34 protein-coding genes are annotated in these 26,752 nt (G+C 46.2%); 29 read left to right on the top strand and 5 right to left on the bottom strand.

Translation table 11 applies throughout. The features are described from left to right. Positions 1-150 precede the first annotated feature (150 nt). Positions 151-2,076 (top strand): LTA synthase family protein, encoded by a 1,926-nt coding sequence (locus P402_RS0112100; RefSeq protein WP_034769970.1) that lies wholly within the window; start codon positions 151-153, stop codon positions 2,074-2,076. Positions 2,077-2,207: 131 nt separating this feature from the next. Here P402_RS0112100 and P402_RS0112095 read toward each other — a convergent pair whose 3' ends face one another. Next, a complete protein-coding gene (locus tag P402_RS0112095; protein WP_012369780.1) occupies positions 2,208-2,387 on the bottom strand; it encodes a DUF2759 domain-containing protein in 180 nt (59 codons plus the stop codon). A gap of 165 nt (positions 2,388-2,552) precedes the next feature. On the opposite strand from P402_RS0112095, the gene P402_RS0112090 reads away from it, so the two are divergent. Then, positions 2,553-3,170: an MBL fold metallo-hydrolase gene (locus tag P402_RS0112090; protein ID WP_026828934.1), complete on the top strand. Its 618-nt coding sequence runs from the start codon at positions 2,553-2,555 to the stop codon at positions 3,168-3,170. 52 nt (positions 3,171-3,222) lie between these two features. Here P402_RS0112090 and P402_RS0112085 read toward each other — a convergent pair whose 3' ends face one another. Continuing rightward, positions 3,223-3,486 carry a DUF2626 family protein gene (locus P402_RS0112085; RefSeq protein ID WP_012369782.1) on the bottom strand — a complete coding sequence of 88 codons (264 nt, stop codon included), beginning with the start codon at positions 3,484-3,486 and terminating at the stop codon, positions 3,223-3,225. Positions 3,487-3,711: 225 nt separating this feature from the next. Here P402_RS0112085 and P402_RS0112080 point away from each other — a divergent pair, with 225 nt between their 5' ends. The 13 genes from P402_RS0112080 (at position 3,712) to gcvPB (ending at position 12,536) form a co-directional block, all read left to right on the top strand. Beyond that, positions 3,712-4,098, top strand: coding sequence for a Spx/MgsR family RNA polymerase-binding regulatory protein (locus tag P402_RS0112080; protein WP_012369783.1), 387 nt, complete (start codon positions 3,712-3,714; stop codon positions 4,096-4,098). 59 nt (positions 4,099-4,157) lie between these two features. Next, entirely contained in the window at positions 4,158-5,000 is an 843-nt protein-coding gene (locus tag P402_RS0112075; protein ID WP_026828933.1) for an ATPase, T2SS/T4P/T4SS family, read from the top strand. Between the two features lie 17 nt (positions 5,001-5,017). Next, a complete protein-coding gene (locus tag P402_RS0112070) occupies positions 5,018-5,956 on the top strand; it encodes a type II secretion system F family protein (RefSeq protein ID WP_026828932.1) in 939 nt (312 codons plus the stop codon). 20 nt (positions 5,957-5,976) lie between these two features. Continuing rightward, positions 5,977-6,294, top strand: coding sequence for a competence type IV pilus major pilin ComGC (locus P402_RS16755; protein ID WP_026828931.1), 318 nt, complete (start codon positions 5,977-5,979; stop codon positions 6,292-6,294). Further along, positions 6,257-6,724: a type II secretion system protein gene (locus P402_RS0112060; protein WP_026828930.1), complete on the top strand. Its 468-nt coding sequence runs from the start codon at positions 6,257-6,259 to the stop codon at positions 6,722-6,724. The genes P402_RS16755 and P402_RS0112060 overlap by 38 nt, the downstream gene beginning before the upstream one ends. After that, a complete protein-coding gene (locus P402_RS0112055; protein WP_326931832.1) occupies positions 6,721-7,041 on the top strand; it encodes a prepilin-type N-terminal cleavage/methylation domain-containing protein in 321 nt (106 codons plus the stop codon). Before P402_RS0112060 ends, P402_RS0112055 begins: the two co-directional genes overlap by 4 nt. Further along, the gene (locus P402_RS0112050; protein WP_235188913.1) at positions 6,953-7,384 is read left to right on the top strand and encodes a hypothetical protein; all 432 of its coding nucleotides are present in this window, start codon (positions 6,953-6,955) and stop codon (positions 7,382-7,384) included. Before P402_RS0112055 ends, P402_RS0112050 begins: the two co-directional genes overlap by 89 nt. Positions 7,385-7,425: 41 nt before the next feature. Further along, positions 7,426-7,653, top strand: coding sequence for a hypothetical protein (locus tag P402_RS0112045; protein WP_235188875.1), 228 nt, complete (start codon positions 7,426-7,428; stop codon positions 7,651-7,653). After that, on the top strand, positions 7,646-8,128 hold the full coding sequence (locus P402_RS0112040; protein WP_026828926.1) for a shikimate kinase: 483 nt from the start codon (positions 7,646-7,648) through the stop codon (positions 8,126-8,128). Before P402_RS0112045 ends, P402_RS0112040 begins: the two co-directional genes overlap by 8 nt. Beyond that, positions 8,125-8,439: a hypothetical protein gene (locus tag P402_RS0112035; protein WP_026828925.1), complete on the top strand. Its 315-nt coding sequence runs from the start codon at positions 8,125-8,127 to the stop codon at positions 8,437-8,439. Before P402_RS0112040 ends, P402_RS0112035 begins: the two co-directional genes overlap by 4 nt. Positions 8,440-8,621: 182 nt before the next feature. Further along, positions 8,622-9,704, top strand: coding sequence for a glycine cleavage system aminomethyltransferase GcvT (gene gcvT, locus P402_RS0112030; RefSeq protein ID WP_026828924.1), 1,083 nt, complete (start codon positions 8,622-8,624; stop codon positions 9,702-9,704). Between the two features lie 14 nt (positions 9,705-9,718). After that, a complete protein-coding gene (gene gcvPA, locus P402_RS0112025) occupies positions 9,719-11,065 on the top strand; it encodes an aminomethyl-transferring glycine dehydrogenase subunit GcvPA (RefSeq protein WP_026828923.1) in 1,347 nt (448 codons plus the stop codon). After that, positions 11,058-12,536: an aminomethyl-transferring glycine dehydrogenase subunit GcvPB gene (gene gcvPB / locus P402_RS0112020; RefSeq protein WP_026828922.1), complete on the top strand. Its 1,479-nt coding sequence runs from the start codon at positions 11,058-11,060 to the stop codon at positions 12,534-12,536. The genes gcvPA and gcvPB overlap by 8 nt, the downstream gene beginning before the upstream one ends. A 61-nt stretch (positions 12,537-12,597) precedes the next feature. Here gcvPB and P402_RS0112015 read toward each other — a convergent pair whose 3' ends face one another. Then, positions 12,598-12,978: a rhodanese-like domain-containing protein gene (locus P402_RS0112015; protein ID WP_026828921.1), complete on the bottom strand. Its 381-nt coding sequence runs from the start codon at positions 12,976-12,978 to the stop codon at positions 12,598-12,600. A gap of 139 nt (positions 12,979-13,117) precedes the next feature. Between P402_RS0112015 and P402_RS0112010 the strand changes: the two genes are divergently transcribed. From P402_RS0112010 to hpt, 3 genes are all read left to right on the top strand, one after another. Continuing rightward, positions 13,118-13,948, top strand: a complete 831-nt coding sequence (locus tag P402_RS0112010) for a lipoate--protein ligase family protein (RefSeq protein WP_081776652.1) — start codon at positions 13,118-13,120, stop codon at positions 13,946-13,948. 24 nt (positions 13,949-13,972) lie between these two features. Then, complete coding sequence (gene mntR, locus P402_RS0112005) at positions 13,973-14,395, top strand: transcriptional regulator MntR (protein WP_034770295.1); 423 nt, start codon at positions 13,973-13,975, stop codon at positions 14,393-14,395. Positions 14,396-14,540: 145 nt separating this feature from the next. Continuing rightward, positions 14,541-15,068: a hypoxanthine phosphoribosyltransferase gene (gene hpt / locus P402_RS0112000; protein WP_026828918.1), complete on the top strand. Its 528-nt coding sequence runs from the start codon at positions 14,541-14,543 to the stop codon at positions 15,066-15,068. Positions 15,069-15,267: 199 nt separating this feature from the next. Here the strand turns inward: hpt and P402_RS0111995 are convergent, their stop codons facing one another. Then, positions 15,268-15,669 (bottom strand): SA1362 family protein, encoded by a 402-nt coding sequence (locus P402_RS0111995; RefSeq protein WP_026828917.1) that lies wholly within the window; start codon positions 15,667-15,669, stop codon positions 15,268-15,270. A 20-nt stretch (positions 15,670-15,689) separates the two neighbouring features. Then, positions 15,690-16,622 (bottom strand): DUF1385 domain-containing protein, encoded by a 933-nt coding sequence (locus P402_RS0111990; RefSeq protein WP_026828916.1) that lies wholly within the window; start codon positions 16,620-16,622, stop codon positions 15,690-15,692. A 157-nt stretch (positions 16,623-16,779) separates the two neighbouring features. Between P402_RS0111990 and aroQ the strand changes: the two genes are divergently transcribed. From aroQ to dxs, 11 genes are all read left to right on the top strand, one after another. Next, positions 16,780-17,202 (top strand): type II 3-dehydroquinate dehydratase, encoded by a 423-nt coding sequence (aroQ, locus tag P402_RS0111985; protein ID WP_026828915.1) that lies wholly within the window; start codon positions 16,780-16,782, stop codon positions 17,200-17,202. A gap of 18 nt (positions 17,203-17,220) precedes the next feature. Further along, complete coding sequence (locus P402_RS0111980) at positions 17,221-18,285, top strand: M24 family metallopeptidase (protein WP_026828914.1); 1,065 nt, start codon at positions 17,221-17,223, stop codon at positions 18,283-18,285. A gap of 34 nt (positions 18,286-18,319) precedes the next feature. After that, complete coding sequence (efp, locus tag P402_RS0111975) at positions 18,320-18,886, top strand: elongation factor P (protein ID WP_026828913.1); 567 nt, start codon at positions 18,320-18,322, stop codon at positions 18,884-18,886. Between the two features lie 180 nt (positions 18,887-19,066). Further along, positions 19,067-19,522: an acetyl-CoA carboxylase biotin carboxyl carrier protein gene (accB, locus tag P402_RS0111970; RefSeq protein ID WP_026828912.1), complete on the top strand. Its 456-nt coding sequence runs from the start codon at positions 19,067-19,069 to the stop codon at positions 19,520-19,522. A gap of 14 nt (positions 19,523-19,536) precedes the next feature. Then, entirely contained in the window at positions 19,537-20,889 is a 1,353-nt protein-coding gene (gene accC, locus P402_RS0111965; protein WP_034769968.1) for an acetyl-CoA carboxylase biotin carboxylase subunit, read from the top strand. 119 nt (positions 20,890-21,008) lie between these two features. Further along, a complete protein-coding gene (nusB, locus tag P402_RS0111960) occupies positions 21,009-21,434 on the top strand; it encodes a transcription antitermination factor NusB (protein WP_081776651.1) in 426 nt (141 codons plus the stop codon). 66 nt (positions 21,435-21,500) lie between these two features. Continuing rightward, positions 21,501-22,334, top strand: coding sequence for a bifunctional methylenetetrahydrofolate dehydrogenase/methenyltetrahydrofolate cyclohydrolase FolD (folD, locus tag P402_RS0111955; RefSeq protein WP_081776650.1), 834 nt, complete (start codon positions 21,501-21,503; stop codon positions 22,332-22,334). Next, positions 22,331-23,674, top strand: coding sequence for an exodeoxyribonuclease VII large subunit (gene xseA / locus P402_RS0111950; protein ID WP_026828908.1), 1,344 nt, complete (start codon positions 22,331-22,333; stop codon positions 23,672-23,674). Before folD ends, xseA begins: the two co-directional genes overlap by 4 nt. Continuing rightward, complete coding sequence (xseB, locus tag P402_RS0111945; RefSeq protein WP_026828907.1) at positions 23,652-23,873, top strand: exodeoxyribonuclease VII small subunit; 222 nt, start codon at positions 23,652-23,654, stop codon at positions 23,871-23,873. Before xseA ends, xseB begins: the two co-directional genes overlap by 23 nt. Continuing rightward, positions 23,870-24,739, top strand: a complete 870-nt coding sequence (locus P402_RS0111940) for a polyprenyl synthetase family protein (protein ID WP_026828906.1) — start codon at positions 23,870-23,872, stop codon at positions 24,737-24,739. The genes xseB and P402_RS0111940 overlap by 4 nt, the downstream gene beginning before the upstream one ends. A 120-nt stretch (positions 24,740-24,859) precedes the next feature. Continuing rightward, positions 24,860-26,746, top strand: a complete 1,887-nt coding sequence (gene dxs / locus P402_RS0111935; RefSeq protein ID WP_026828905.1) for a 1-deoxy-D-xylulose-5-phosphate synthase — start codon at positions 24,860-24,862, stop codon at positions 26,744-26,746. The last annotated feature ends 6 nt before the right edge of the window (positions 26,747-26,752 follow it).

The following is a 26,752-nucleotide window of genomic DNA, read 5'->3' as shown; positions in this document are numbered from 1 at the left end:
GTGATTGTTAAGTATCGACCGGATTCCGGTTGCATTTTTGTAAAAGTAAGCGTAAAATTTTCACGTGATACGGGTATAAATAGATAAGATATGTAAGTCGTGTAAAAGTTCGATTAAAAAGAGCACACGTATATTAGGAGGCAGGTTTTTATGCAGCAAGACTCAAGCATCTGGTCGCGTATGCGGCTAAAGGTGGGTCAAGGTGTGCGTAGCACGTATAAGGAGCATAAGCTCTTTTGGATTGCGACACTTTTGATTTGGTTAAAAACATATTTAGCGTATACGCTCTTTTTCAACGTGCCGGTCACCAATTCGGCACAAGCATTCATCCTACTGATTAATCCAATCAGTTCGGCACTGTTTATGTTTGGATTCAGTTTCTTCTTCCGTGGGAACGTTCAAAAATGGTTCATCTACGGGACGCTTGTTGTCGCGACACTCGTCCTGTATGCAGATATCATTTTCTTCCGTTTCTTCAATGATTACCTGACACTACCGGTTCTGTTCCAAACATCAAATGCAGAGACGGTTTCAGCGTCGCTCGGTTCACTTTTATCATGGGCGGATCTTCTGATTGTCGGTGACTTATTGATTCTTCCGTTTTTCTTACGGAAAATGGATATGTCGAAAAATATTGCTTCGCGTGGACGTGCGATTCTCGCTTTCGTCGCTGCGACGGCAGTTTTCCTAGGGAACTTGACACTTGCCGAAACAGAACGTCCGGAATTACTGACACGTGCGTTTGACCGCGAATTGCTCGTCAAAAATATCGGAACGTTTAACTTCCACATGTATGATGCGTTGATCCAATCTAAAACGTCAGCACAAAAAGCATTGGCAGACAGCTCAGAACTTTCTGAAGTTCAAAACTTTGCAGATTCGAAGTACGCTACACCAAATCCGGCGATGTTCGGTAAATACAAAGGTAAAAACGTGATTGTCGTCTCGTTTGAGTCGGCTCAATCGTTTGCTGTCGGTTTAAAAGCACCGAATGGTCAAGAAATCACACCGAACCTTAATAAACTGATTAAAGACTCGCACTATTGGGATAATTTCTATCACAATACAGGACAAGGTAAAACGTCAGACGCCGAGTTTATCTTGGAAAACTCAATTTATCCACTGGGTCGTGGATCAGCGTTCTTCACAAACGGAGAAAATGAATTCCGTGCGACACCTGAAATGTTAAAAGAAGACGGCTACTATTCAGCTGTTTTCCATGCAAACAATAAGTCATTCTGGAACCGGGATATCGTTTACAACAGTTTCGGAGTCGACCGTTTCTTCTCTGAAACAGATTACGACTTAGGTAATCCGGAAGATTTAACGGAGTGGGGATTACTGGACGACAAGTTCTTTGAGCAATCGTTACCGATGCTGAAAGATCTTCCGCGCCCATTCTACTCGAAATTCATTACGTTGACGAACCATTATCCATTCGAAATGCCGAAACCGGAAGATGAACTCGTACCACCACTTGAAACGAGTTCGACGACATTGAATCATTATGTTCAAGCACTCGCATATCAAGACATGGCACTCGGTAAGTTCATCGAAGGATTAAAGAAAGACGGCACATGGGATGATACAATCTTCATGCTGTACGGCGATCATTACGGAATCTCGACGAATCACAATGCTGCGATGGCGGAATTGTTGAAAAAAGACGAATTAACACCGTATGATGTTGCTCAATTGCAACGTGTACCGTTTGTCATCCACTTACCTGGACAAGACAAGGGTGTCAAACATGATGATGTCGCAAGTCAAATTGACATCAAGCCGACGTTGTTAAATCTGCTTGGTTACAATTTCAAGGATGAAGTATTGTTCGGAACGGATCTGTTCTCGAAAGAACACAAAGATTATGCGTTGTTCCGAGACGGTTCTGTTGTAACGGATAAGACAGTCTACACACAAGAGACATGTTATGACCGTAAAACCGGTGAAGAAGTCACAGATGAGAAAGACGGCGCGATCTGTAAAGAGTCCGTCAAACAATCTGAGAAAGAATTAGGTTTATCGGACAAAGTCATCTATGGTGATCTGTTACGTTTCTTACAAACTTCTAAATAATCGAAAAGACGGAAACGATATTTAATCGTTCCCGTCTTTTTTCGATAGTGGCTCGATTTTAAGACAGTGAGCAGCAGACAAAAGGTCAGCTTTCCGATGTGGAAAGCTGACCTTTTGTCTGTAACACATGATTATGACGGAATTCCGCCGAAAATCAATGTCGCAATACCAAACCAACCGAATAAGATTACAGTCAGTCCGGCAAATACGAGTGGAAACATTTGACGTTTCTTAAGTGAACGCAAGACGGCCCAAACACCGACGAGTGCAACGATAAAGAAAAGCCAACCGATTGGTTGATCCAAATGCATGACGTACTCCCCCTTAAAAATCACGTTATGAAGTTCACGAAGATTTCACTTAAATCTCACTTTTTAGTTTAGCCGACTGAGCGAATAAAGTCGAGAGGGGGGACGACGAACTTTCGACAATTTCGTGTATAGTAGAGAAGAATATCAACAAAGGAGTTTGATGAGATGGAAATCGTAAGTATTACTTCAGGTATGGCTTCAGAAAACGGCTACCTTCTTTTTAAAGAAGGAAAATGTTTAGTGATTGATCCGGGAACCGAAGATATGCGTTTTTTCGACGAAATTGAAAAGCGCGGAGCAAAGGTCGAAGCAATCCTTTTGACTCATGCCCATTTTGATCATATTGGTGGTGTGGATATGTTACGACGTTTTACGTCTGCACCTGCCTATATTCATCCGAAAGAAATGAAATGGTTGTCGAATCCGAATCTGAACGGATCCATCAAGTTCAATATGCCTCCCTTAAAGGTGAAACCTGCGGAACAATTGCTGACAAGTGGTCCGTTAGAAGTTGGACCATTCCAGTTTCATGTAATGGAAACACCGGGGCATTCACCGGGGAGTGTCACGTTTTATTTTAAAAAAGAGCAGGTCGCCTTTGCAGGTGATTTGATTTTCAAGCGCAGTGTCGGTCGAACCGATCTTGAAGGCGGCGATCAAGAAGTGCTGACGCGGTCCATTGATCGTGTCATTGCAGAGATTCCGCACGATACGACGTTTTATCCGGGACATGGACCGGAAACGACGTTACGTCAGGAAATCAAGCATAATCCATTTTTTTAAGGAAATATAAAAAAGTCCCTCGTCTTCATTTGAAGGCGAGGGACTTTTTTGTTCACATTTGGAAGTTGGACCAATACGTGAAGACGATAAAGAATACTGTTAAGTACGCTGCAAAAATGTAGACATACGTTTTTTCAGTTAGGCGAAGATAGCCTAATGCTGCAAAGAATACTGTTTGTGCCAAGAAGACAAAGCCCATAACTAAAAATGAATCCGTATGTTCACTTGAGCTAGCATCTCCACCTAGAGCGCCGATAAATGCCATGACTGCAATGATTCCAGTCCAAAATCCGAGTACGCGGTACATTCTCCCCATTCATATAACCCCCTAAATCCGACAGATAGTCAATATACGTACTTATTTTACCAAGCAAACAATCATCCGTCCATCATGTTCTAGTGTTTGTTAAGGAATAACTGTGAACAAAAGATGAAGTTTGAAAAAAACTTGTACAATAGTTGTACAAAAGGTGTACAAAACAAAAAAGGCATGGTATAGTTTCTGTAATGAGAAGCGTAGATTTTGAGAGGAGGAGCAATAATGGCGAATGAGTTGATATTTTTCACATATCCAAGCTGTACATCTTGTCGTAAAACGAAATCATGGTTAAAAGAGGAACATGTTGATGTAGAGGAACGTCATCTGTTCAGAAATGCTCCAACAGTAGACGAATTGATGGAATTGCTAAAACTTTCAACAGATGGAATCGAAAGTTTACTGGCAACACGCAGTCAGGCATTTAAAGATTTAGGAATTGATGTTGATGACATGAAATTAAGCGAACTGCTTCGTTTGATGAGTGACAATCCGAAACTGTTGCGTCGCCCAATCATTACTGACGGCAAACAACTTGTAATCGGATACGATAAACCAGGACTCGAGACACTTGCGAAACGTAAAAACCGAATTATTGCTCAAGTATCTTAAAGAAGCCGATTTGTTTCGGCTTCTTTTTTTTTGTACTTTTTCAATAAGGAGGTGTTGGGTTGAGAAAAGCGATCAGTCAGTTGATTCATCAATTTGAAGAAGTGGGTGCGACCGATGTCCACTTTATTCCGGGTGACCAGTCGGCACAAGTCATTTGTCGAGCGAATGGAGGGTTAAAAGAACAATCCTCGATATCGATTGAACAGTATCGGACGATTGTCAGTCACATCCGTTATGAAGCCAATTTAAAGGAGCAAAATGAACGAATCCCTCAAAGTGGTCTCTACTCTCTTGAGGAGAGCGGGATGCGTGTCGCCATCTTACCGAGTCGATATGGCGATGCCATGTCCTGGCGTTTTTATCGGGCAGTTGTTTCTGATGCGGTTGCGGCACGTTTGCTTGATCCCGAACATGATTTGGTCTGGCTGAAACAACAAACACATGGATGCATTATCATTTCCGGAACGACAGGGGCAGGCAAGACAACGATGCTTTACTCGTTAATGGCTTCGATGGAAGGGAAGCGAATCATCTCAGTCGAGGATCCGATTGAATGTAGCGTACCGGGGATTTTACAGCTGGAGTTAAATGCAAAGGCCGGTTTTGACGCAACTAGGTGCTTTGAAGAAATTCTCCGGGCCGATCCGGACTGGATTGCTTTTGGCGAAGTGAGAACAGCCGAAGCGGCACGTTTGACCATCAATGCGGCACTGAGTGGTCATGTCGTTTTGTTTACGTTGCATGCAGGATCAATTGAAGAGGCTTTGTTGCGATTAAGAACGTTAGGAGTAACGAATGAAGAATTGGCAGTGTGTAAAAAAATCATTCACTTGTACCGGGAGGAGGGTGACGTTCGCTGTATCGTCGAAAACTTACAAGCGCTAGTAAATGTCGGTTCTTAAATCGATTTCATCGTCTCTTGTCTAAAGGAATCTCGACAAAAGAGGCACTGGATATATTGGTCCGCTTCGAAGATCCGCTGCTCGTTCCGGTGATTCATGAGATTCAAGACCGACTGCAGCAAGGCAATCGACTCTCTTTTTCCCTTGAACCGTTAAAATTGCCGACAGCGTTACAACAATTACTTACAGTAGGAGATCAGACGGAACGTCCGTTGATGATTTTACGACAAGTCATTCGGTTACTTGAACTCGAAAGCCAGATGAAAAAGAAATTTTGGAAGATGGCCCGTTATCCGATTGTCTTGGCAGCCAGTCTGTTGCTACTGTTCATGTTTTATGCCCTTTATGTGTTTCCTTCCTTATTGGAGATGTCGAATCCGGCTACCTTACCGCCATTCGTCCGCCCCTTCCTTCATCCTTCAGCAAAGTACGTTATGGCGTTTGCCCCTGTCACGATGGTGACGGGACTTGTGCTCCTGATTCGACATATCCCAATGAAACGGCTGCTCCGTATGAAGATGATTCAAAAAATGCTGCGTTTGTATTACAGCTATTTGTTTACAATCGAGGTCGGCTCCTTCATTGATGCCGGATTTTCATTGGAAGAAGCTTTTCATGCTTTGGAACAAGGACAAACCGGTAAAAAGAAACAGATGTATCAAATGTTGCATCACCGTCAAAAAAGTGGTCAACCGTTATCGGAAGCGATGCAGGATGAAAACATCATTGATGTTGAAACTGTCGGGTTGGTTCATATTGCACGGGAAAGTGGCGACTTAGGTCCTTTATTATTGGAGCAAGCTGCATTATTGCATGAATCGATTGAGGAAGAAGTCGAAAAGAAGCTGTTATTGATTGAACCGGCGTTGTACGGAGGATTAACCGTGATGACAGGCACACTATTCTTAATTCTCTACTATCCGATCCAACTTGCTATTCAGCAACTTCCATTTTAAAGAGACGAGGAGTCGATCAAATGAAACGATTTATTCAAAATCAACGCGGATTTACTTTGCTCGAAATGGCAGCCGTCCTGCTGATCATTTCCTTGCTTTTACTCGTATTGATTCCGACGATGACGAGCGGGAAAGATCAGGCGAAAGGAGTCAGTTGCGAAGCGAACATCCGTGTCATCCGTTCCGAGGTAAATCTTTATTACGCTAAAGAGAAAAAATATCCGGAATCACTGCAAACCATCAATCGCGGAACAGCGGAAAAGCCAAACGAGCTTGCTTGCGATCAGGAGACCTATACGTATGATGCGAAGACTGGAGAACTTACGAAAGCTAAATGACGGATTTACATTAATTGAAATGACCGTTGTACTGGTGATGATCGGATGTCTTTTCATGTTTTTATTGCCAACTGTCATCGACCGGCGACCGGCCTTATATATGCTGGAACAAGACATTGCAATCCTTGAACAGGATTTTCAGACCCTTCGATTGATTCAATATTCTAAAACGAGTGACCAAAATCAGATGCAGCTCCGCTGGAAAAATGACGGGAAAGGATATTTCGTCATGGCGAACGATCGACTGTTATGGCAACGGACATTTCAACCTGGGCATTCCTGTGTCGTGCCTTCGAACGGACGAATTATTTACTTTAAAAGTTATCATTCGACGTATGCGTCGACCTGGGTCTGTCAATCGACGACACAAGCTTTTGAAATTAAATTTTTACTCGGTAATTATCAGATGGTGATTCAAAAAGTGAGGTGAACACCGTGGAGAGTAAAATCATTCAGCAACAGGGATTCACACTTCTTGAAGTCGTTTTATCAATGGTTGCCATCTCCTTTTTCCTGATGTTTGCGATAGATCCTCTGTTGTCTTTTCATAAGCAAAAAAATCAATTGACGGTCGAAGCGCATCGCCTTGATCAAATGGCGTCGGATCAAATCGCAGAAAGAAGAACAGGATACGATATTAAGGAAGGGATGTGGTGTAGTGAAGGGCTCTGTTTGGCGAGCTCAATCCGGAACGACACTCCTCGAAATTTCATTGGTCCTTTGGCTGAGCCCGCTGCTATTGATTAGTCTGATTGCGATAACACAAATCGTCAGTACCGGGCATCAGGAACAGCGGATGGAGGAAGAGTTATTTTTTCATACGATTGAACGACTGATGTGGCGGAGTATTTCGTGTGAAAAAAATGGAGATGAAGTTCGCGGAGTAGATGTCGATCCGGAAGAGGATCCGATCAAATGGCGACTCGTCCGTGTACAAAATCAAATCCGATTAAAAAAAGAATTTGGAGGCGAACTGACGTATGCCCACGATGTAACGCATTACCAAGTCCGGCAGGAAGGACAGACTCTCATTTTCGAACTCAATCAGCGTCAACGAACCGTTCAGTGCAAGAAGGTGGGTTCATCCTGATTCAAACCTTGTTGTTGCTGCTTGGAATAGGAGTGGCCATCTTGTTGGGTTGTCATCAGATGGATGAAGCGGTGAAGCAGGTTCAGTTGGAGAAAGAAGCGTTACAACTCGAGTCACTCATACGAGCCGCAGCAAGTGACTGCCGTCAAGATGAAACCGTTCAGTATCCGATTGGCCAAGTTATCTGTACACGGACAGATAAAGGCTTTAAAATAGAAGCGATACTAGAGAATGGACAGAGAATCGAGGCGGTTGTTTCGAATGGATAAGGTTTATTTGATTGGTTTTATGGGAACTGGTAAAACAGCGATTGGACGTCATCTTCAGACACGTTACGATGTCGAGGAACTGGATGAACGCTTCGTCCAGGAACACGGTTCGATTACGGATTTCTTTGCAAAATACGGCGAAACAGGATTTCGGGATCGGGAAGTCGAATTATTACGAGGTAGTGAAGCGGAAATCGTCGTCACGGGAGGCGGAATCATCGAGCGTTTGGAAAACCGGACGTTCATGAAAGAAACCGGAATCGTCATCTGGATTGATACGCCGTTCCATCTGGTCTGGAACCGAATCAAGACAGACCCATCCCGTCCGCTTGTCAAATCGCGGACGACAGTTGAAAAGTTGTTTCGGAGACGCCGGCCAATCTATGCGCGGTTGGCAGATATCCGCGTGGATGGTAAGAAGTCCGTCCGGGAACTAGCAAAAGAAATTGAAACGATACTGGAGGAGAACGTATGATTTGGATCAATCTCGGGATTATTGTCTTAGCCATCATCGGTCTGGTGATTTATGGGTTAAGCTTATACAAAAAGAAGATTTCAAAAGATGTGACAGTGATGAAGCAACTACTGGAGCGTTTTTCCATTCGTCAACAAACATTGCAGACGGGTATTGACCATACGACGAGCCGGATCGATCAAATTAAAGGAAACATTGATCATTTGGTCGCGGAAGGAAAACGAGTCGAGCAAGGAGGACGTCAACTCATTGCTGAAGGGCAACGTCTTAAAACAGAAGTTGAACATACTGCCGGACTCAAACCATTTTGAAATGGCTTTCATCGGCTGAATATGAAACAATAGGAGAGAAGGGACTTTGTCCTTTCTCTCTTTCCTTTTGTTCAATTTCCGAATAAACCTAGAATAAAAGATTCGAAATTGGTAGAATGTAATTGAAAGTTGAACAATAAAGAGAAAAGGAATTGAAAATGTTCGTAATTAGGGGGAAAAGTATGAGTCAGACGACATTGAAGAGAACGCCATTGTTCGACATCATTGCACCAACGGGGAAAATGGTCGATTTTGCAGGGTTTGAAATGCCAGTTCTGTTTTCATCCATCAAGGAAGAGCATACAGCGGTACGGGAACGTGTCGGGATGTTTGATGTATCCCATATGGGCGAGTTATTTGTTTCCGGATCAGATGCGTTAGCGTTTTTGCAACAGACGCTGTCGAATGATATCTCGAAGATTGCGATCGGACAGGCTCAATACAACGTCTTATGTCAAGAAGACGGCGGGACAGTAGACGATTTGTTGGTATATCGTTTGGACGAACAGGATTACCTGCTCGTCGTCAATGCATCCAACATCGAGAAAGATGAAGCACACTTACGTCAGTATCTGACGGGGGACGTGTTGCTTGAAAATCAATCGAATGCCTACGGTCAAATTGCCGTTCAAGGTCCAAAAGCTGTTGAAGTGTTGCAGGAACTGACGGCACTCAAGCTGGAAGACATCAAATTTTTCCGCTTTGCGCAAGGAGAAATGGCTGGAGTCGAGATGCTGGTATCACGCAGCGGTTATACAGGGGAAGACGGCTTCGAATTGTATATGCCGTCAGCAGACGCATCAGCGGTCTGGAATGCTTTATTGGAAGCGGATGTCGTACCATGCGGGCTGGGTGCCCGGGATACGTTACGATTTGAAGCGTGCCTGCCGTTATACGGACACGAGTTATCGGCGACGATTTCACCGATTGAAGCAGGGATGGGATTTGCCGTCAAACCGCAAGTGAAGTCATTTGTCGGATCGGAAGCCTTATTGAAACAGAAAGAAGACGGACCGCGCCGTCAATTAATCGGTCTTGAACTGACGGATAAAGGGATCGCTCGTCAAGATGCTCCTGTTTTGGTAAACGGGGAAACTGTCGGATTCGTTACGACAGGTACATTACCGCCGACAATCGGTAAAGCCATTGCGTTAGCACTTGTGCCGACGCAATATGCGACCGAGGAAACATTTGAAATCGAAGTACGCGGAAAAAAACTGGCAGCAAAACGAATTGATACGCCATTCTATCGCCGGAGCAAATAAGGGGGACATAAAAGATGGATTTTCGTTATTTACCGATGACGCAAGAAGATGAAAAAGAAATGTTACAGACGATTGGTGCAGACTCGATTGAAGACCTGCTTGCCGATATTCCGGCAAGTGTACGCGACCAAGGGACGTTGGAAGAAGTGGGCATTCCGCTACCGGAAACTGACTTGATTCGAACGCTCTCGAAACTTGCCGATCAAAACATGAATACGAAGCAGTATCCGTCGTTCCTCGGTGCCGGCATTTATGACCACTATGCACCGGCTGTAGTGAATCATATGTTACTCCGGTCTGAGTTCTACACGGCGTACACGCCGTATCAGCCTGAAATTTCCCAGGGGGAGCTGCAGGCAATCTTTGAGTACCAAACGATGATTTGTGAACTGACGGGAATGGATGTCGCGAACTCTTCCATGTACGACGGGATCACCGCACTGGCTGAAGCGGCGATACTTGCCTGTGCCCACAAGAAGAAAAAAACAATCGTTCTCTCGGATGGCGTCCATCCGGAAGCGCGCGATGTCGTACGGACATATGCAAACGGTCCCGGACTTGAAGTCGAGACACTACCGCTCGTGAATGGGGAAACGGCGATTGCGAACCTGGATGCACTGGATGATGTCGCCTGCGTCATCGTACAGTATCCGAACTTCTATGGACGTGTCGAAGACTTACAGGCACTGGCCGACGCGACACATGCGAAAGGCGGTCTATTCATTGTCTCGGCCAATCCGCTTGCGCTCGGTTTGTTAGAGGCGCCCGGTAAGCTCGGCGCCGACATTACGATCGGGGACTGCCAACCGTTCGGCATTCCACAGAGCTTTGGTGGACCGACGTGTGGATACTTCACGACGACAAAAGCCTTGATGCGAAAAATTCCGGGACGTCTTGTCGGTCAGACAGTCGATGAAGACGGAAAACGCGGGTTCGTCCTGACGTTACAAGCACGTGAACAACACATCCGTCGTGATAAAGCGACTTCGAATATCTGTTCGAACCAGGCATTAAACGCTTTGGCTGCATCCATCGCAATGAGTGCACTCGGGAAACGCGGAATCCGTGAACTGGCAACCCGTAATCTTCAGACAGCATATGCGTTGAAAAAGTCATTAGTAAAAGCAGGGTTCCACATCGTGGACGACGGTCCGAGCTTCAATGAATTTGTCGTTGAACTGCCGATCGATGCGACAGAAGCGAGCAAACAGTTATTAAAAGCCGAAATCATCGGTGGACTGCCGCTTGGTACGTTTGATGAAAGCCGGAGCAACCAAATGCTCGTTTGTGCGACTGAACTACGGACAAAAGAAGAATTGGATCAATTCGTGACTGCGTTAGGAGGACTGACTCATGCATAAAACTAGTGAACAGACATTGATTTTTGAAATTTCAAAAGCCGGTCGTGTCGCCTACAGTTTACCGCTTCCGACGGTTGACGAAGTAGCGGCGGAAGAATTGTTGCCTGCGCATTTGTTACGCCAAGAGGATGTGGAGTTGCCGGAAGTATCGGAACTGGATCTTGTCCGTCACTATACGGCCCTTTCGAACCGAAATCACGGAGTCGATTCCGGTTTTTATCCGCTTGGTTCCTGTACGATGAAATACAATCCGAAAATCAATGAAGATATGGCGCGTCTCCCGGGATTTGCCCATATCCACCCGTTGCAACCGGTTGAGAGCGTACAAGGTGCTCTTGGGCTGATGTACGACTTACAAGAGAAACTTGCGGTCATTACTGGTATGGATGAAGTAACGTTACAACCGGCAGCGGGAGCACACGGTGAGTGGACGGGGTTAATGTTAATCAAAGCGTATCATCATGCGCGGGGAGACTTTAAACGGACGAAGGTCCTGGTTCCAGACTCAGCCCACGGAACAAATCCGGCATCGGCATCTGTCGCCGGTTTTGATACGGTGACCGTCTTATCTGACGAGCGTGGATTAGTGGATTTAGCTGACTTAAAGAGTAAAGTCGGAGAAGACACGGCAGCATTGATGCTGACGAATCCGAATACACTCGGCTTGTTCGAATCGGATATCGTGGAGATTGCGAAAGCGGTCCACGAAGCCGGCGGGAAGCTGTATTACGATGGCGCGAACTCAAACGCGATTATGGGAATTGCACGTCCGGGAGATATGGGCTTTGATGTCGTCCACTTGAATCTCCATAAGACGTTTACGGGTCCTCACGGAGGCGGCGGTCCGGGTTCAGGTCCGGTCGGTGTCAAACAAGACTTGATTCCGTATCTGCCAAAACCGATCGTTGCCAAAACAGCGGATGGTTTTGTCCTCGATTACGATCGTCCGGAATCAATCGGCCGCGTCAAACCGTTTTATGGAAACTTCGGCATCAACGTCCGGGCCTACAGTTATATCCGGACGATGGGAGGCGCAGGGCTTGCCCGCGTTTCAAAAGAAGCCGTCTTGAATGCCAATTACATGCTGGCACGTCTGAAGGGCGCATATGATGCCCCTTATGATGTCTATTGCAAACACGAGTTTGTTTTATCGGGACGCCGTCAAAAAGCACTTGGTGTACGGACGCTCGATATCGCCAAACGTCTGCTTGACTTTGGATACCATCCACCGACGATTTACTTCCCGTTGAATGTGGAAGAGTGTATCATGATCGAACCAACGGAAACAGAATCGAAGGAGACGCTTGATGCATTTTGTGATGCGATGCTCCAAATCGCCAAAGAAGTCGAAGAGACGCCGGACGTCGTCTTGAACGCACCGCATACGACGGTCGTCAAACGAATGGACGAGACATTGGCAGCACGTAAGCCGATTTTACGTTACCAGCCGAAACAAGAAGTTCACGTCTAAACAAAAAACCATCCCGCGTCTCTGTTGACGGGGATGGTTTTTTATTATGAAGTAAAAGGAATCAGCTACGTTTGACTTTTCCAGTCCATTGCTTGAATCCGCCTTTGAGTTGATACAAGTTCGTATAACCGGCTTTTTTTAAGACTTTGGCCGCTTGTGATGAACGCATGTTGCCTTGGCAGTATAAATAAATCGGCATGTCCTTACGTAATTCTTTAGAACGCATTTTCATCTGACTGACCGGTATGTTACGCGCTCCGATGATGTGACCACCTTTGAATTCTTGTGTCTCGCGGACATCCACAATTTGTGCTTTCCGGTAGTTTGCCCGGAATTCATCTTGTGAGAGCTTCGTGATTCCTTTCACCGGCATGAAGCGCCATACGATATAAGCAATCAAGGCTACCCATAAGACGATCGTGATGATTGTACTGATTTCCATATCTAAGTTCCAACCCCTTCGTTCATATAACATCTTTACCATTATAGTAAACGAAATCGATTTCGGCAATCGACTCGTCGTTGCGCAGGATAGAAAGGGTCTGATACACTAATACGGAAACGTTTCTGGGGGTGTTCACTTGATCAGAGAGTGGCAAGTATTGACGACGGAAAGAATGGAACCGGCATTAAATATGGCGATTGACGAAGCCTTAATCGGTTTTGTCGGTCGCGGCGAAGTGGCGCCGACGCTTCGTTTTTATTCGTGGGAACCAAGAGGATTAAGTGTCGGTCATTTTCAACGGGCGACAAACGATATTGATCGAAAACGGATTGAAGCACTGGGTATTCCGATCGTTCGTCGGATGACCGGGGGACGAGCTGTCTTACATGCAGATGAATTGACATACAGCGTGATTCTTCCTGAACAGATGGAAGGCGTCCCGAAAACCGTCATTGAAAGTTACCGGATGCTGACAGAAGGAATCCGTAAGGGGTATCATCATTTAGGTATTCCTGTTGAATTTTCGGTACCGATGACAGAAGAAGAAAAGGAAGAATTGCGAAAACCGAAGTCTGCCGTCTGTTTTGATGCCGCATCGTACTACGAACTTGCGGTCGGAAAACGGAAAGTGGCCGGAAGTGCACAAGTTCGTCATCAAGGCGTCGTGTTGCAACATGGTTCTGTGCCGCTGTCTGTCGATGAAGGGGAATTGTTTGATTGTTTTATGTATGAAGACGAAACAATGCGTGAACGGATGAAAGCACGATTTTCCGGAAAAGCGGTTGCCTTGAATGAGCTTGCAGGACGTTCTGTCTCATTCGATGAAGTCCGTGTCGCATTTTTAAAAGGGTTTGAAGATGCACTTCAATTGACCTTCACACCTCTAGAGTTCACAGCGCATCAATGGCAGGAAATTGAGCGGTTGGCAGAGAAGTACCGTAGTGAAGAATGGAACTGGAAGCGCTAAAGAGATGGATTGGAAGGTGATGTCGTGCCGACTCCGAGCATGGAAGATTATTTAGAACAAATCTATATTTTGATTGAAGAAAAAGGATATGCCCGTGTATCCGATATTGCAGAACTGTTAGGTGTTCATCCATCGTCTGTGACAAAGATGGTGCAGAAGTTGGACCGGGAAGAATACCTCGTGTATGAAAAATACCGCGGATTGATGTTGACGGCAAAAGGACGGAAAATCGGAAAACGTCTTGTCGAACGTCATGCGTTGTTAGAAGATTTTCTGCGTCTCGTCGGAGTGGATGAATCTTTGATTTACAAAGATGTTGAAGGGATCGAGCATCATATCAGTATTGAAGCACTCGATAAAATCAACGGGATGATTCAGTTTTTTGCCGAACGTCCAGAATTACAAGCAGAATTTCAAAAACATCAGCAAGTACACCCAGAAGAATGAGTGTACTTGTTTTTTTTATCTCATTTACCTTAAAAGACGAACGATTTATAATGAAATATCGTTATAGTACGGTTAATTGGGGTCGGATATGCTATACTGACCGTGAAATCATCGAAGGGGGTGACGGATGGGTATCCATCCGGTTATGGAAATCGTGATTAAAGAAAAGTTAATATCGGAGTCAGAGCTTGCGTTAAAAGTAAAAGAGCTTGCCGCTGCAATCGAACGTGATGCGGCAGGACGCCAAATTGTTTTAGTCGTCGTATTGAAAGGTTCGATGGTGTTTGCTGCCGATTTGATGCGCGAAATCAAAGGAAGTGTCCAAATCGATACAGTCGCCTGTTCTTCGTATGGCGCCAAAACGGTTTCGTCAGGACGCGTTCAGCTTAAAAAAGACCTGGACCTTGATGTCGAAGGGAAGTATGTTGTCGTCGTCGAGGATATCATCGATACCGGGCATACATTAAGTTTTTTATGTGAACACATGAAACTGCATAAACCGGGTGTCCTGAAGATTTGTACGTTACTCGACAAGCCTGCACGACGGGAAGTGCCGTTAGACGCAGATTATGTCGGATTTGAGATTCCTGATTATTTTGTAGTCGGTTATGGAATTGACTGTGCAGAAGAATACCGGAACCTGCCATACGTTGGTTGGGTCGAGACGGAGTGAACTACTCACCACTTATTTGCTGCGCAAATTGAAGCGGGCGCTTCTTGGGAAGACCGTACTTTTACTAGCTACGATTATTTACCAAGCTCATCGGGTGGTTCCCACCCTGAGACGCTTAGAGGTGGGGAATTCTCGCTAAATTTAGTTAAAAAAACAGTAGCTGTGTGGCCTCATCGGCACACAGCTACTGTTGATGTGTTTAAAAAGCACGTTTTTTCTTTTTGCCTTTTTTCCCTTCAATGACAGTCAAATGTGGTGCTTTTGATCGGTCGCGAAGGGGACGGACTTTATTAGAAGTGGCCGTTTTTGTCGTTTTAACCGGTTTCTTCTTAATATCTGTCCGACGGGGAGGAGGATTGTTCTTGGCATGCATTTTTTTAGACTGAGCAACAGATTTCCGATATTGTGAGTTCGTACCGCTGCTGACGCTGTTTCGTGTTAAAAATTTAAACAGCAAGAAGATGATTCCAGCTGTAATCGCAAAAAACAGTAATTGTGAAAACAGACTACCGGGATCATTAGCTAGCTTATATCCAAAGCCGACGAACGCAAACAGTAACACGACAAGTGCGAATGTAGAGCCAATCCGTTGTCTAATCATATTATCACCCCTGTTATCAATTAACCAAGTGCATTCTCATGTAGGTTATGTTCCTGTTTTTCGAGTGCTTCAAACGCGTAAATCGCAACCTCGATTTGAGAATCATCCGGTTCTTTCGTCGTCAAGTACTGTAACCACAGGCCGGGTAAGGCGATGACGCGTAACCCTTTAATGTTTTGCGCTTTATTTGTTAATTGTAAAACTTCAAACGAAAGACCGATGACGACAGGCAATAACGCAATCCGACAAACGAGACGTAACCATAATGGATCAGTCGGTACGATTAAATAAACGAAAAATCCGACGATGACAGTGAAAATCAAGAAACTCGAACCACACCGGTAATGCAGGCGGCTGCTTGTCCGGACATTTTCGACCGTCAATGCCTGCCCGCTCTCGACACAGTTGATGACTTTATGTTCCGCACCATGATATTGAAACAGCCGTTTGACGAGTGGGGTCAAGGAAATCAGATAGAGATAACTGAACAGCAAGGTCAACTTGATTAAGGCTTCCAGCACGTTTTGAACCAAATGTCCGGATAACGCCGGGAAGTAGCTGAAAAGTGAGGCAAGAAAAGCAGGTAATAACGTGAATAACAATTTTCCGAAAAAGAACGACAAGACACCGAGTACGGCGACGCCGAGCCATTTCGTCAATTGTCCTTGGGAAGCATCTTCGGGCTCTTCTTCACCCGGTTTGACACCGTACCGGTCACTTGCAAAGTTCATATGACTTGCTCCGTTTGCTGAAGATTCGACCAAAGCGAACAGCCCGCGGATCAAAGGGATTTTTTTACCGACGGCGATCCGTGGTCGAATCGGTTTTTTTTGTTCAAACGTTTCGATCGTATCGTCATTTCGACGAATGGCTGAGACGGCATGTGTAGCATTTTGGAACATGACACCTTCGACGATGGCTTGTCCACCGACGGGCGCTTGAGCAGTTTTCATAGAGCAACGCATCCCATCTTCAAATAAAATATCGTGTACCGTTATTTTACTCGATTTAGGGAAAAAACACTATGCTCAGCTGTCGATGCCGGTCGAAAATTTAGGAGACGGAAAACGACTTATGATACAATGACAAAGACAATCTGGAGGTGATGAAATGCGGATATTAGTCTTGAATGGACCGAACTTGAATTTGCTTGGGACACGGGAACCGGATACATATGGGGCGCAAACTTTATCGGATTTGGAAGGTCTGATCAAAACTCGTTTTAAGGACATTGATTTTCAATTTGCCCAGTCGAACCATGAGGGGGAATTGATCGATTATTTACATGGAGCACGCGGATATGACGGGATCGTCTTGAATGCGGCGGCTTACACGCATACGAGTATTGCGTTGCGTGATGCGATTGCGGCAATTGACGTACCGACGATTGAAGTTCATTTATCAAACGTTCATGCACGTGAAGCATTTCGGCATCATTCGATGCTTGCACCGGTTTGCCGAGGTGTCATCAGCGGCTTAGGGATGACGGGGTATCTGCTCGCGGTCGAGGCATTGATTCAACCGTCTACATAATAAAAGGGGGAAACAGACATGAAACATCGTATCGAAGCACTCCAAACGGCTCTCAAGGAACGTGATTTACCAGGTCTTCTCGTCACGAAGGCAGAAAATATCCGGTATATTTCTGGATTCACCGGTTCGAGTGGCGCATGTCTCGTGACGGCGGAACAAGCTTATTTTGTAACGGATTTCCGTTATACGGAACAAGCAGCTGACCAAGTAAAGGGAATGGAAATCGTTCAGATTGAACGATCGATTCCGGAAACGATGGGTGAATTGATGGCGGGGGCCCGTGTGCGTGCAGTCGGTGTCGAAAAAGATGCGATGACACTTGGCTCATTCGAAGCATTCGATCAGGCATCCGCTGTGGAATTGGTTCCGACGACAGGAATCGTTGAAAACCTACGCTTGATTAAGGATTCATCAGAGATTAAGATGATTAAGGAAGCGGTGGATTTAGCAGATGCGACGTTCCACCACATCTTGACGTATATTCAAGCTGGTCGGACAGAACTGGAAGTCTCGAACGAACTCGAATTCTTCATGCGTAAACAAGGTGCGACGTCTTCGTCATTCGATACGATTGTTGCATCTGGTTATCGTTCGGCGTTACCGCACGGTGTCGCCAGTTCGAAAGTGATTCAGTCAGGTGAACTCGTGACGCTTGATTTTGGTGCGCTTCTGAACGGATACGTCTCGGACATCACGCGTACTGTTGCTATCGGACCAATCAGTCCAGAGTTGCAGAAGATTTACGATACCGTCCTTCAAGCGCAACTCGCAGGCGTTGACGGATTACGTCCAGGAATCACGGGAATCGAAGCGGACGCGTTGACACGTGACATCATCAAGGATGCAGGATATGGGAAATATTTCGGTCATTCGACGGGTCATGGAATTGGGTTAGAAGTACATGAAGGACCAGGATTATCGTTCCGTTCTGAAACGAAACTGCAACCTGGTATGATTGTTACGGTTGAACCGGGAATTTACGTACCGCAAGTCGGAGGATGTCGGATTGAAGATGACGTCTTGATCACCGAATCAGGGCGTGAAATTCTTTCGTCTTCACCAAAAGAACTCATCACACTGTAAAAACGGCAAGATCAACATTTAGGAGGAACTTTTCATGGTATCAGTAAACGATTTAAAAACAGGACTTACAATTAAAACATCAGACGGAATGATTTGGCAGGTCCTTGAATTCCAACATGTTAAACCAGGTAAAGGTGCAGCATTCGTGCGGACAAAAATGCGTAACATCCGAAACGGAAACATTCAAGAAATGACATTCCGTGGTGGCGAACGTGTCGAACGTGCCCACATCGAACGGAACAAAATGCAATACCTTTATCCGATGGGTGAAACGTATGTCTTCATGGATACAGAATCATACGAGCAACTCGAATTGACAACGGTTCAAGTCGAAGCGGCACTCCCGTTCCTTCTTGAAAACATGGAAGTTCAAATTGCGATCTACAACGGCGAAGTCCTCGGAATCGAGCTTCCGAATACGATCGTCATGACAATTGTTGAGGCAGAGCCTGGTGTCAAAGGCGATACAGCATCAAACGTCAAGAAAAATGCAACAGTTGAGACGGGACATATCATCCATGTGCCACTCTTCATCGAAGCAGGAGAAAAAGTAACAGTTGATACACGTACTGGTGATTTCACAGGGCGTTACAACGGATAATCAAACTTTCGAAACGTCTATTCATCCTCGTCTTGGGTGGATAGGCGTTTTTTTCCTCTTGTCTTGACTTGCGTCCTTTGGTATGACCAGTTAATATTAGTATTTGAGTAGGCATTAGCACCTGGTATAATATTAAAGTATAATAATAAAGGTGAATGTTGAGATAGGGGATGAAGAAAAATGAAAATCGATCAGTTGAAGCAAGTACTCGAAATGTTGGACCAATCGAGTGTCAATGAACTTTCTCTTGAAACCGACACGTATAAGTTAAAATTAAAAAAACAAAATGATAACATCGTTGTTTCCCATCAAGCACCGGCTCCGGTGGCAGCACCAGCGCCGCAAGCTCCAGTAGCCGTCACGGAATCCGCAACGGAAGAACCAAATACCGAAGCAGATACGGTGACCATTAATGCATTGATGGTCGGAACGTTTTATTCACGTCCGAATCCGGACAAACCGTCTTTCGTCAAAGTCGGCGATCAAATCGAAGTCGGTCAAATTGTCTGTGTGCTAGAAGCAATGAAACTATTTAATAATCTGAACTCGGAAGTAGCCGGAACAGTCGTCGAAATTCTCGTCGCAGATGGAGACCTTGTTGAATTCGGACAACCGCTCTTCCGGATTCGTCCTTGAGCGGGGTGATGGCAATGGAAAAACTTTTAATAGCGAACAGAGGCGAGATTGCGGTCCGAATCATTCGAGCGGCAAAAGAACTCGGAATTCAGACGGTTGCTGTTTATTCGACTGCGGACCGTGATGCGCTGCATGTCCGTTTAGCAGATGAGGCATATTGTATCGGAGATGTCAGTTCGACTGCTTCCTACTTGAATGTCACGAATATCCTGGCTGTTGCGACCAATCGGAACGTCACGATGATCCATCCGGGCTACGGATTCCTGGCGGAGAATGTTGATTTTGCCGAGATGTGTGAAGCATGTGGCATCAAGTTCGTTGGACCGACATCAGCCGCCATCCGTCAGATGGGAATCAAGGATGTTGCGAAACAAACGATGATTGCCTGCGGTGTACCTGTCGTACCGGGTTCTGACGGGACGGTTACAGATGATGAAGCATTACAGTTAGCCGAAGAAATCGGCTACCCCGTCATCATCAAAGCGACTGCCGGCGGAGGTGGACGAGGCATTCGTGTCGCCCGTTCACAGGAAGAACTCGTGACCGGTCTGGATGAAACACGCCGTGAGGCGAAACAGGCATTCGGCAACAGCGAAGTGTATCTCGAACGCTTTATCGAAGAGTTCCGTCATGTCGAAGTCCAAGTACTTGCCGATCGTCACGGAAACGTGATTCATCTTGGGGAACGCGATTGTACCGTCCAACGACGGATGCAAAAATTGATTGAGGAAGCACCATCGCCGGCTGTTAGTCCTGAAACACGTTTGAAGATGGGGGAAGCGGCGGTCAAAGCGGCGAAGGCGATTGACTATACGGGAGCCGGGACGATCGAATTCATCTTTGTTGAAGAGACGGAAGAATTTTTCTTCATGGAAATGAATACGCGGATCCAGGTTGAACATCCGGTGACGGAAATGATTACGGGATTCGATCTCGTCCAGGCGCAGCTCCAAGTGGCGCTAGATCATCCATTGGCTGTTCAGCAACAGGATATTGAATTCCGTGGGCATTCGATTGAATGCCGGATCAATGCAGAAGATCCGGATCACGATTTCCGTCCGCACGCCGGACGAGTCACCCAATACGTTGCGCCAGGAGGAATGGGCGTCCGAATCGATAGCGCAGTGTATCCGGGATATATGATTCCCCCGTACTATGATTCAATGGTCGCAAAACTGATTGTTCATGCCGAAACACGTGAAGAAGCATGTGCGAAGATGGAGCGAGCACTGTCCGAGTTTTGGATCGAAGGTGTCAAAACGACGATTCCGTTCCATCAAAAAGTCTTGGCACATCCCGTATTCCGTCGTGGAACGTTTACGACGAAATTTACAGAGCGTGAACTAAAAGCAGAAATCGTGAAGTGATCGTGGGCGGGAGTCGATTGTATTTAACTCCCGTCTTTTTGCCGTTCTCTATGTTTTTTGAAAAAAGAATGTGCTAAACTAATTGATTGAGAACGATAAAAAAAGGAGCACGTAAAATCATGATGAAAAGACATATGGCGCGCGAACTTGCAGTACAGTCTTTGTTCCAAATGGAACTCTCGGATCTGTCTGCCCAAGAAGCCATTGAATTCGCAGTAGAAGGTAAAGAATATGATACGTTTGTTACACAATTGGTCGAGGGTGTCGAAGCCAATAAACCGGAAATTGATCAAAAGTTGCGTGCCGCGCTCGTGAACTGGTCATTTGAACGTCTTGGAAACATCGAACGGACGATTCTTCGTCTTGCGGTTTATGAACTGTTATTTGAAGCTAAAATTCCAGTCCGTGTAACGATCAATGAAGCGATTGAATTAACAAAAGCTTTTGCCGACGAAGAAGCAACAAAAATCGTCAACGGTGTGTTAGGAAAAGTAGCACAAGAGGTGGAACAAAACGGTTTGAAAGAAAATCCGCAAAGCAACTGAACTTAAACAGAGAAGTTTGATCAGGCAAAGAGTGAAGTGAATATTTTTTGGGGAGTGGACAAAATCATGGCAGTCGTAATCGATGGGAAACAAGTCGCACAATCGTATCGTTTGAAACTGAAAGAAGAAGTCGCACGTCTGAAAGAACAACGTATTCAACCGAAGCTGACCGTCATCTTAATTGGGGAAGATCCAGCCAGCCAATCGTATGTCCGTGGTAAAGAAAAAGCGGCACAAGAGATTGGGATGGATTCTGACTTGATTCGACTATCAGAAGAGACGAAGGAATCGGAATTGCTTCACTTGATCGAACGTTTAAATGCCGATGCAAGCGTACACGGTATTTTGGTTCAATTGCCTTTGCCAAAGCATATTGATGAGAGTAAGGTCATCTTCGCCATTTCACCGGAAAAAGATGTCGATGGATTTCATCCTGTCTCAGTCGGGAAAATGATGATTGGTGAACCGACCTTCTTGCCGTGTACACCGAACGGAATTCTTCACCTCGTCAAGGAAATGAACGTACCGATTGCCGGTCGCCATGTTGTTGTCGTCGGTCGAAGTCAAATTGTTGGAAAGCCGGTCGGCATGCTGTTCTTAAATGAATCGGCGACGGTGACGTATTGTCACTCGAAAACTGCTGATCTCGGTGCCATGACCCGTCAGGCGGACATTTTGATTGTCGCTGTCGGTGTACCAAAACTGATTACGGCCGACATGGTCAAACCGGATGCCGTTGTCATCGATGTCGGTGTCAACCGGGTAGACGGGAAGTTGGTCGGAGATGTCGAATTTGAAGCTGTGAAAGAGGTCGCCTCGATGATTACACCAGTTCCAGGTGGGGTCGGACCGATGACGATTACAATGTTGCTTCATAATACGATTGAGGCAGCGAAATGACGAATCCTCTTCAGGTTTCCGAACTCGTCCATTACGTGAAGCGGGAACTCGAGAATGACTCGTTGCTCCAACAAGTTCAGGTGGTGGGAGAAGTGTCGAACTTTAAACGACACTCTTCCGGTCACCTTTATTTTACGTTGAAAGACGAACAGTCGCGGATGAAAGCCGTTATGTTCGCCCGCGATGCCGGCCGTGTCAAAACGGACATCCGGGACGGTGCACGCGTCATCATAACGGCGCGGATTTCAGTATATGTCGCATCGGGTGAGATGCAACTCTACGTCGAACGGATGATGGAAGACGGCGTAGGCGCCCTCTACGAAGCCTATGTCCGATTGAAAGAGGATGTCGAAGCCCGAGGCTGGTTTGAGTCGGAACAGAAACTGCCGTTGCCGGCATTCCCGCAAAAAATCGGAATCGTGACATCACCGAAGGGGGCAGCCTTGCATGACATCGCGACGACGTTACGTCGGCGTTATCCGCAAGCCGCCATCGTCTTTGCACCTGTGCTGGTCCAGGGAAAAGACGCAGCACCCCAAATCGTCCGTGCCATTGAAGCAATGAATGAACATCAAGCGTGTGATGTGATGATTATCGGTCGGGGGGGCGGATCAATCGAGGAACTGTGGGCGTTCAACGAAATGTCGGTTGTGACGGCGATTCATCAGTCGCGGATTCCGATTGTGTCAGCGGTCGGTCATGAAACAGACTTTACGATTGCTGATTTTGTTGCTGATGTCCGGGCGGCGACACCAACAGCCGCGGCAGAACTCGTGACGCCTGAGGCAGTAGAACTCGAGAAGCGTCTCAATGAGCTGAATCGAAGATTGACACGACATTACGCTCAGTACATCAACGAACGTAAAGATCAAGTCAACCGGTTGGCAACAAGTTACGGATTGAAATCTCCTCGGGTCTTGTTAGGTTTAAAACAAGAACGGTTGGACCGGGCAGAGATGGGACTTCATCGAATCGGGAAGCAAGTGTTGCAGACGAAACAACAAGCGTTGACCGATCAGGTGAACCGTTTCGCACGGATCGCGATGCAAGAACGTCTGGCAGAACAAAAGCGCCAATTGATTCGGACACGAAAACAACTAGAACGGATTCACACCATTATTCGCTCGAAGCAGGATCGGCTCCATCAAATGATTGCCCGTCTCGACTCGGTCAGTCCGACGCAAGTCATGCTTCGTGGATATACATACGTCGAGCAGGATGGACGACTCGTCCGCTCCGTAGCAGAATTGTCAGATCAGACCTTCCGGGTTCAGTTTCATGACGGGAGTATCCTAGCGAAACGAGAGGATGAAGAAGATGGAAACAGAACAATCCTTTGAAGCAGCTTTAGAGCGGTTGGAAGAAATCGTCGAATTACTGGAAGCGGGTGAAGCACCGCTTGAACAAGCGATGAATTTGTACGAGGAAGGTGTCAAATTGACGGCACTCTGTCAAGGGAAACTGTCGACGGCAGAACAACGGTTGGATCAAATCTTGGAACAAGACGGCACGTTACGTGAAAAAGGGGGATCACAATGATTGTCTTAACAGAGTGGAAAACGCAAGTGGAACAAGCACTGGAAACATTCATGACTCGTCTAGAAGCACCAGAACGTCTACGGGAAGCCATGCGTTATTCGCTTGATGCAGGCGGAAAGCGTGTCCGGCCAGCATTGATTTATGCTGTCCTTGATGCGTATGGGATCGACCGCAAGATGGGTGACGCTACGGCAGCAGCCCTTGAGATGATTCATACATATTCGTTGATTCATGATGATTTACCGGCGATGGATGATGATGACATGCGACGCGGACGTCCGACGAATCATATTCAATTTGATGAAGCGACTGCGATTCTCGCTGGAGATGCGTTACTCACGAATGCCTTTACATGTTTACTCGAGACCAAGGCGACAGCAGAAGTTAAAGTGAAATTGCTCGAGCGACTCGCAACAGCGGCAGGTGCAGCCGGAATGGTCGGCGGTCAATTAGACGATATGCTGGGTGAGCGTGGAGGAATCAATGACGCGGAGGAACTCGAGTCGATTCACCGTCGGAAAACGGGAGCGCTGCTGATTTTTGCGGTCGAAGCAGGCGGTATTTTAGCCGGAGTCGCGGATGAGGATCTCGCACATTTGAAACGGTATGGTCTTCATCTGGGGATTGCGTTTCAGATTCAAGACGACATCTTGGACGTGACCGGAGACGCTGATAAAATCGGAAAACCGGTTGGCAGTGATGAAGGAAATGACAAAGCAACTTATCCAAAACTACTAGGTCTTGACGGAGCGGAACGGGCACTTGCAGCCCAAGTGACGGCAGCAAATGAAGCAATCGAAGCTCTTTCCGTCGAAGCGGCACCGCTTAAGGATTTGCTCGACTTCGTCGTCAAGCGTGACCATTAAGAGAGGCGGCGTAGTATGCCGTCTTTTTTTATGCGCCGGGAATGTGGCATTCGCAAGATTGTTCTAGTACAATGTAGGGTACAAACCATATAAGAATGCAAGGGAAAGAGGCGGTAAGGTATGAAGTTGACAGAGATACAGGATCCGTCATTTTTAAAGCGTATGTCAGTCTCGGAATTAGAACTGTTCGCAGGCGACATCCGACGCTTTTTGATTGAAGAACTAGCAACAACAGGTGGACATTTGGCACCGAATTTAGGTGTCGTTGAACTGACGTTGGCGCTTCACCGTGAATTTGACAGTCCAAACGATAAATTCGTCTGGGATGTCGGACACCAAGCATACGTGCATAAAATTCTGACAGGACGGGCAGGTCAGTTTGATACGTTACGGCAACATAAAGGGTTGTGTGGGTTCCCGAAACGCAACGAGAGCGTCCATGATGTCTGGGAAACTGGACACAGCTCGACTTCACTTTCGGCAGCGATGGGGATTGCTGTATCAAATGAATTAAAAGGAAACGATGACCGGGCGATTGCCATCATCGGGGATGGTGCATTGACAGGCGGAATGGCACTCGAAGCATTGAACCATATCGGTGCGGAGCAACAAAACGTCATCGTCATTTTAAACGACAATGAGATGTCAATTGCACCGAATGTCGGGGCGATGCATCAGATGTTAGGTAGAATCCGTTCTTCCCGCAAAGTCCGTTATGCACAAGATGAGCTGGAAACATTGATTAAAAAAATTCCTTTAATCGGCGGAAAGCTTGAAAAAGGCGGAGAGAAAATTAAAGAAGCTGTCAAAGGAGCACTTGTTCCCGGCATGTTCTTTGAAGAACTCGGTTTCAATTATTACGGACCAGTCGATGGTCATGATTTGACCGATTTAATTGAACAGCTGAATTATGTGAAGAAAGAAGAAGGACCTGTCTTGCTTCATGTCATCACGAAAAAAGGAAAAGGCTACCGTCCGGCAGAATACGACGGCATCGGTACATGGCATGGTCTTGGACCGTACAAAATCGAGTCGGGTGAAGTCATCAAAGGGAAATCAAAAGCACCAAGCTATTCGTTTACAGTAGCAGATACGTTGACGAAGATGGCCCGTGAGGATGAAAAGCTGACACTGATTACGCCGGCAATGAGTGTTGGATCGAAACTGGATTGTTTTGAAAAAGAATTCCCGGAGCGGATGTTTGATGTCGGAATCGCGGAACAACATGCCGTGACGTTTGCTGCGGGTCAGGCAACACAAGGGATGAAGCCAGTCGTATCGATTTACTCGACCTTCTTCCAGCGCGCATATGACCAACTCGTTCATGACGTTGCGCGTCAGAACCTGGATGTCACGTTTACAATCGACCGTTCTGGTCTTGTGGGTGCTGATGGTGAGACACACCAAGGTGTCTTTGATATCGCCTTCATGCGTCACGTGCCGAATATTCGGATTGTCATGGCGAAGGATGAGAATGAACTACAACATCTTCTCTATTCGGCTGTTAAATACGAAGGACCGATTGCTGTCCGTTTCCCGCGTGGAGAAGGAATCGGTGTTCCAATGGATGAGACACTCCGTGAGATTTCGCTTGATACATGGGACGTGGAACGTGAAGGAACGGATGTCGCCATCATGGCGTTTGGTCCACAAGTGCAAGACGCCCTGAAAATCGCGGAACTTCTTGAAGGCGAGTTATCGGTACGGGTCATCAATGCCCGGACGATCAAACCACTGGATGAAAAAATGTTGACTGCTTTATATGCAGAAGGAATTCCGCTTGTAACGCTTGAAGAAGCGGTGCTTAAAGGTGGATTCGGTTCAGCTGTTCTCGAACATGCCAATGAACAGGAAGCCTTCCCGCGCGTCAAACGATTTGGTATTCCGGATTGGTATATCGAACACGGCGGCGTCAACGAATTGTTAGAAGAAATCGGATTATTACCTGGACAGATTGCGGAAGAAGTTCGCTCGTTTGTCAATCAAGGAAAGAAACAGAGTGTGTAACGATTC

Origin of the sequence: Exiguobacterium sibiricum 7-3 (genome assembly GCF_000620865.1) — a bacterium.
Lineage (GTDB): Bacteria > Bacillota > Bacilli > Exiguobacteriales > Exiguobacteriaceae > Exiguobacterium_A > Exiguobacterium_A sibiricum_A.
Note: the sequence above shows the minus strand (reverse complement) of the source record. Positions and strands in the feature narration are given on the sequence as shown.

Bases quoted from the DNA above. Each gene is read 5' to 3' on its own strand.
- P402_RS0112100 (WP_034769970.1), top strand. From the start codon at position 151: ATGCAGCAAGACTCAAGCATCTGGTCGCGTATGCGGCTAAAGGTGGGT.
- P402_RS0112095 (WP_012369780.1), bottom strand. From the start codon at position 2,387: ATGCATTTGGATCAACCAATCGGTTGGCTTTTCTTTATCGTTGCACTC.
- P402_RS0112090 (WP_026828934.1), top strand. From the start codon at position 2,553: ATGGAAATCGTAAGTATTACTTCAGGTATGGCTTCAGAAAACGGCTAC.
- P402_RS0112085 (WP_012369782.1), bottom strand. From the start codon at position 3,486: ATGGGGAGAATGTACCGCGTACTCGGATTTTGGACTGGAATCATTGCA.
- P402_RS0112080 (WP_012369783.1), top strand. From the start codon at position 3,712: ATGGCGAATGAGTTGATATTTTTCACATATCCAAGCTGTACATCTTGT.
- P402_RS16755 (WP_026828931.1), top strand. From the start codon at position 5,977: ATGAAACGATTTATTCAAAATCAACGCGGATTTACTTTGCTCGAAATG.
- P402_RS0112060 (WP_026828930.1), top strand. From the start codon at position 6,257: ATGATGCGAAGACTGGAGAACTTACGAAAGCTAAATGACGGATTTACA.
- P402_RS0112040 (WP_026828926.1), top strand. From the start codon at position 7,646: ATGGATAAGGTTTATTTGATTGGTTTTATGGGAACTGGTAAAACAGCG.
- P402_RS0112035 (WP_026828925.1), top strand. From the start codon at position 8,125: ATGATTTGGATCAATCTCGGGATTATTGTCTTAGCCATCATCGGTCTG.
- gcvT (WP_026828924.1), top strand. From the start codon at position 8,622: ATGAGTCAGACGACATTGAAGAGAACGCCATTGTTCGACATCATTGCA.
- gcvPA (WP_026828923.1), top strand. From the start codon at position 9,719: ATGGATTTTCGTTATTTACCGATGACGCAAGAAGATGAAAAAGAAATG.
- gcvPB (WP_026828922.1), top strand. From the start codon at position 11,058: ATGCATAAAACTAGTGAACAGACATTGATTTTTGAAATTTCAAAAGCC.
- P402_RS0112015 (WP_026828921.1), bottom strand. From the start codon at position 12,978: ATGGAAATCAGTACAATCATCACGATCGTCTTATGGGTAGCCTTGATT.
- hpt (WP_026828918.1), top strand. From the start codon at position 14,541: ATGGAAATCGTGATTAAAGAAAAGTTAATATCGGAGTCAGAGCTTGCG.
- P402_RS0111995 (WP_026828917.1), bottom strand. From the start codon at position 15,669: ATGATTAGACAACGGATTGGCTCTACATTCGCACTTGTCGTGTTACTG.
- P402_RS0111990 (WP_026828916.1), bottom strand. From the start codon at position 16,622: ATGAAAACTGCTCAAGCGCCCGTCGGTGGACAAGCCATCGTCGAAGGT.
- aroQ (WP_026828915.1), top strand. From the start codon at position 16,780: ATGCGGATATTAGTCTTGAATGGACCGAACTTGAATTTGCTTGGGACA.
- P402_RS0111980 (WP_026828914.1), top strand. From the start codon at position 17,221: ATGAAACATCGTATCGAAGCACTCCAAACGGCTCTCAAGGAACGTGAT.
- efp (WP_026828913.1), top strand. From the start codon at position 18,320: ATGGTATCAGTAAACGATTTAAAAACAGGACTTACAATTAAAACATCA.
- accB (WP_026828912.1), top strand. From the start codon at position 19,067: ATGAAAATCGATCAGTTGAAGCAAGTACTCGAAATGTTGGACCAATCG.
- accC (WP_034769968.1), top strand. From the start codon at position 19,537: ATGGAAAAACTTTTAATAGCGAACAGAGGCGAGATTGCGGTCCGAATC.
- nusB (WP_081776651.1), top strand. From the start codon at position 21,009: ATGATGAAAAGACATATGGCGCGCGAACTTGCAGTACAGTCTTTGTTC.
- folD (WP_081776650.1), top strand. From the start codon at position 21,501: ATGGCAGTCGTAATCGATGGGAAACAAGTCGCACAATCGTATCGTTTG.
- xseA (WP_026828908.1), top strand. From the start codon at position 22,331: ATGACGAATCCTCTTCAGGTTTCCGAACTCGTCCATTACGTGAAGCGG.
- xseB (WP_026828907.1), top strand. From the start codon at position 23,652: ATGGAAACAGAACAATCCTTTGAAGCAGCTTTAGAGCGGTTGGAAGAA.
- P402_RS0111940 (WP_026828906.1), top strand. From the start codon at position 23,870: ATGATTGTCTTAACAGAGTGGAAAACGCAAGTGGAACAAGCACTGGAA.
- dxs (WP_026828905.1), top strand. From the start codon at position 24,860: ATGAAGTTGACAGAGATACAGGATCCGTCATTTTTAAAGCGTATGTCA.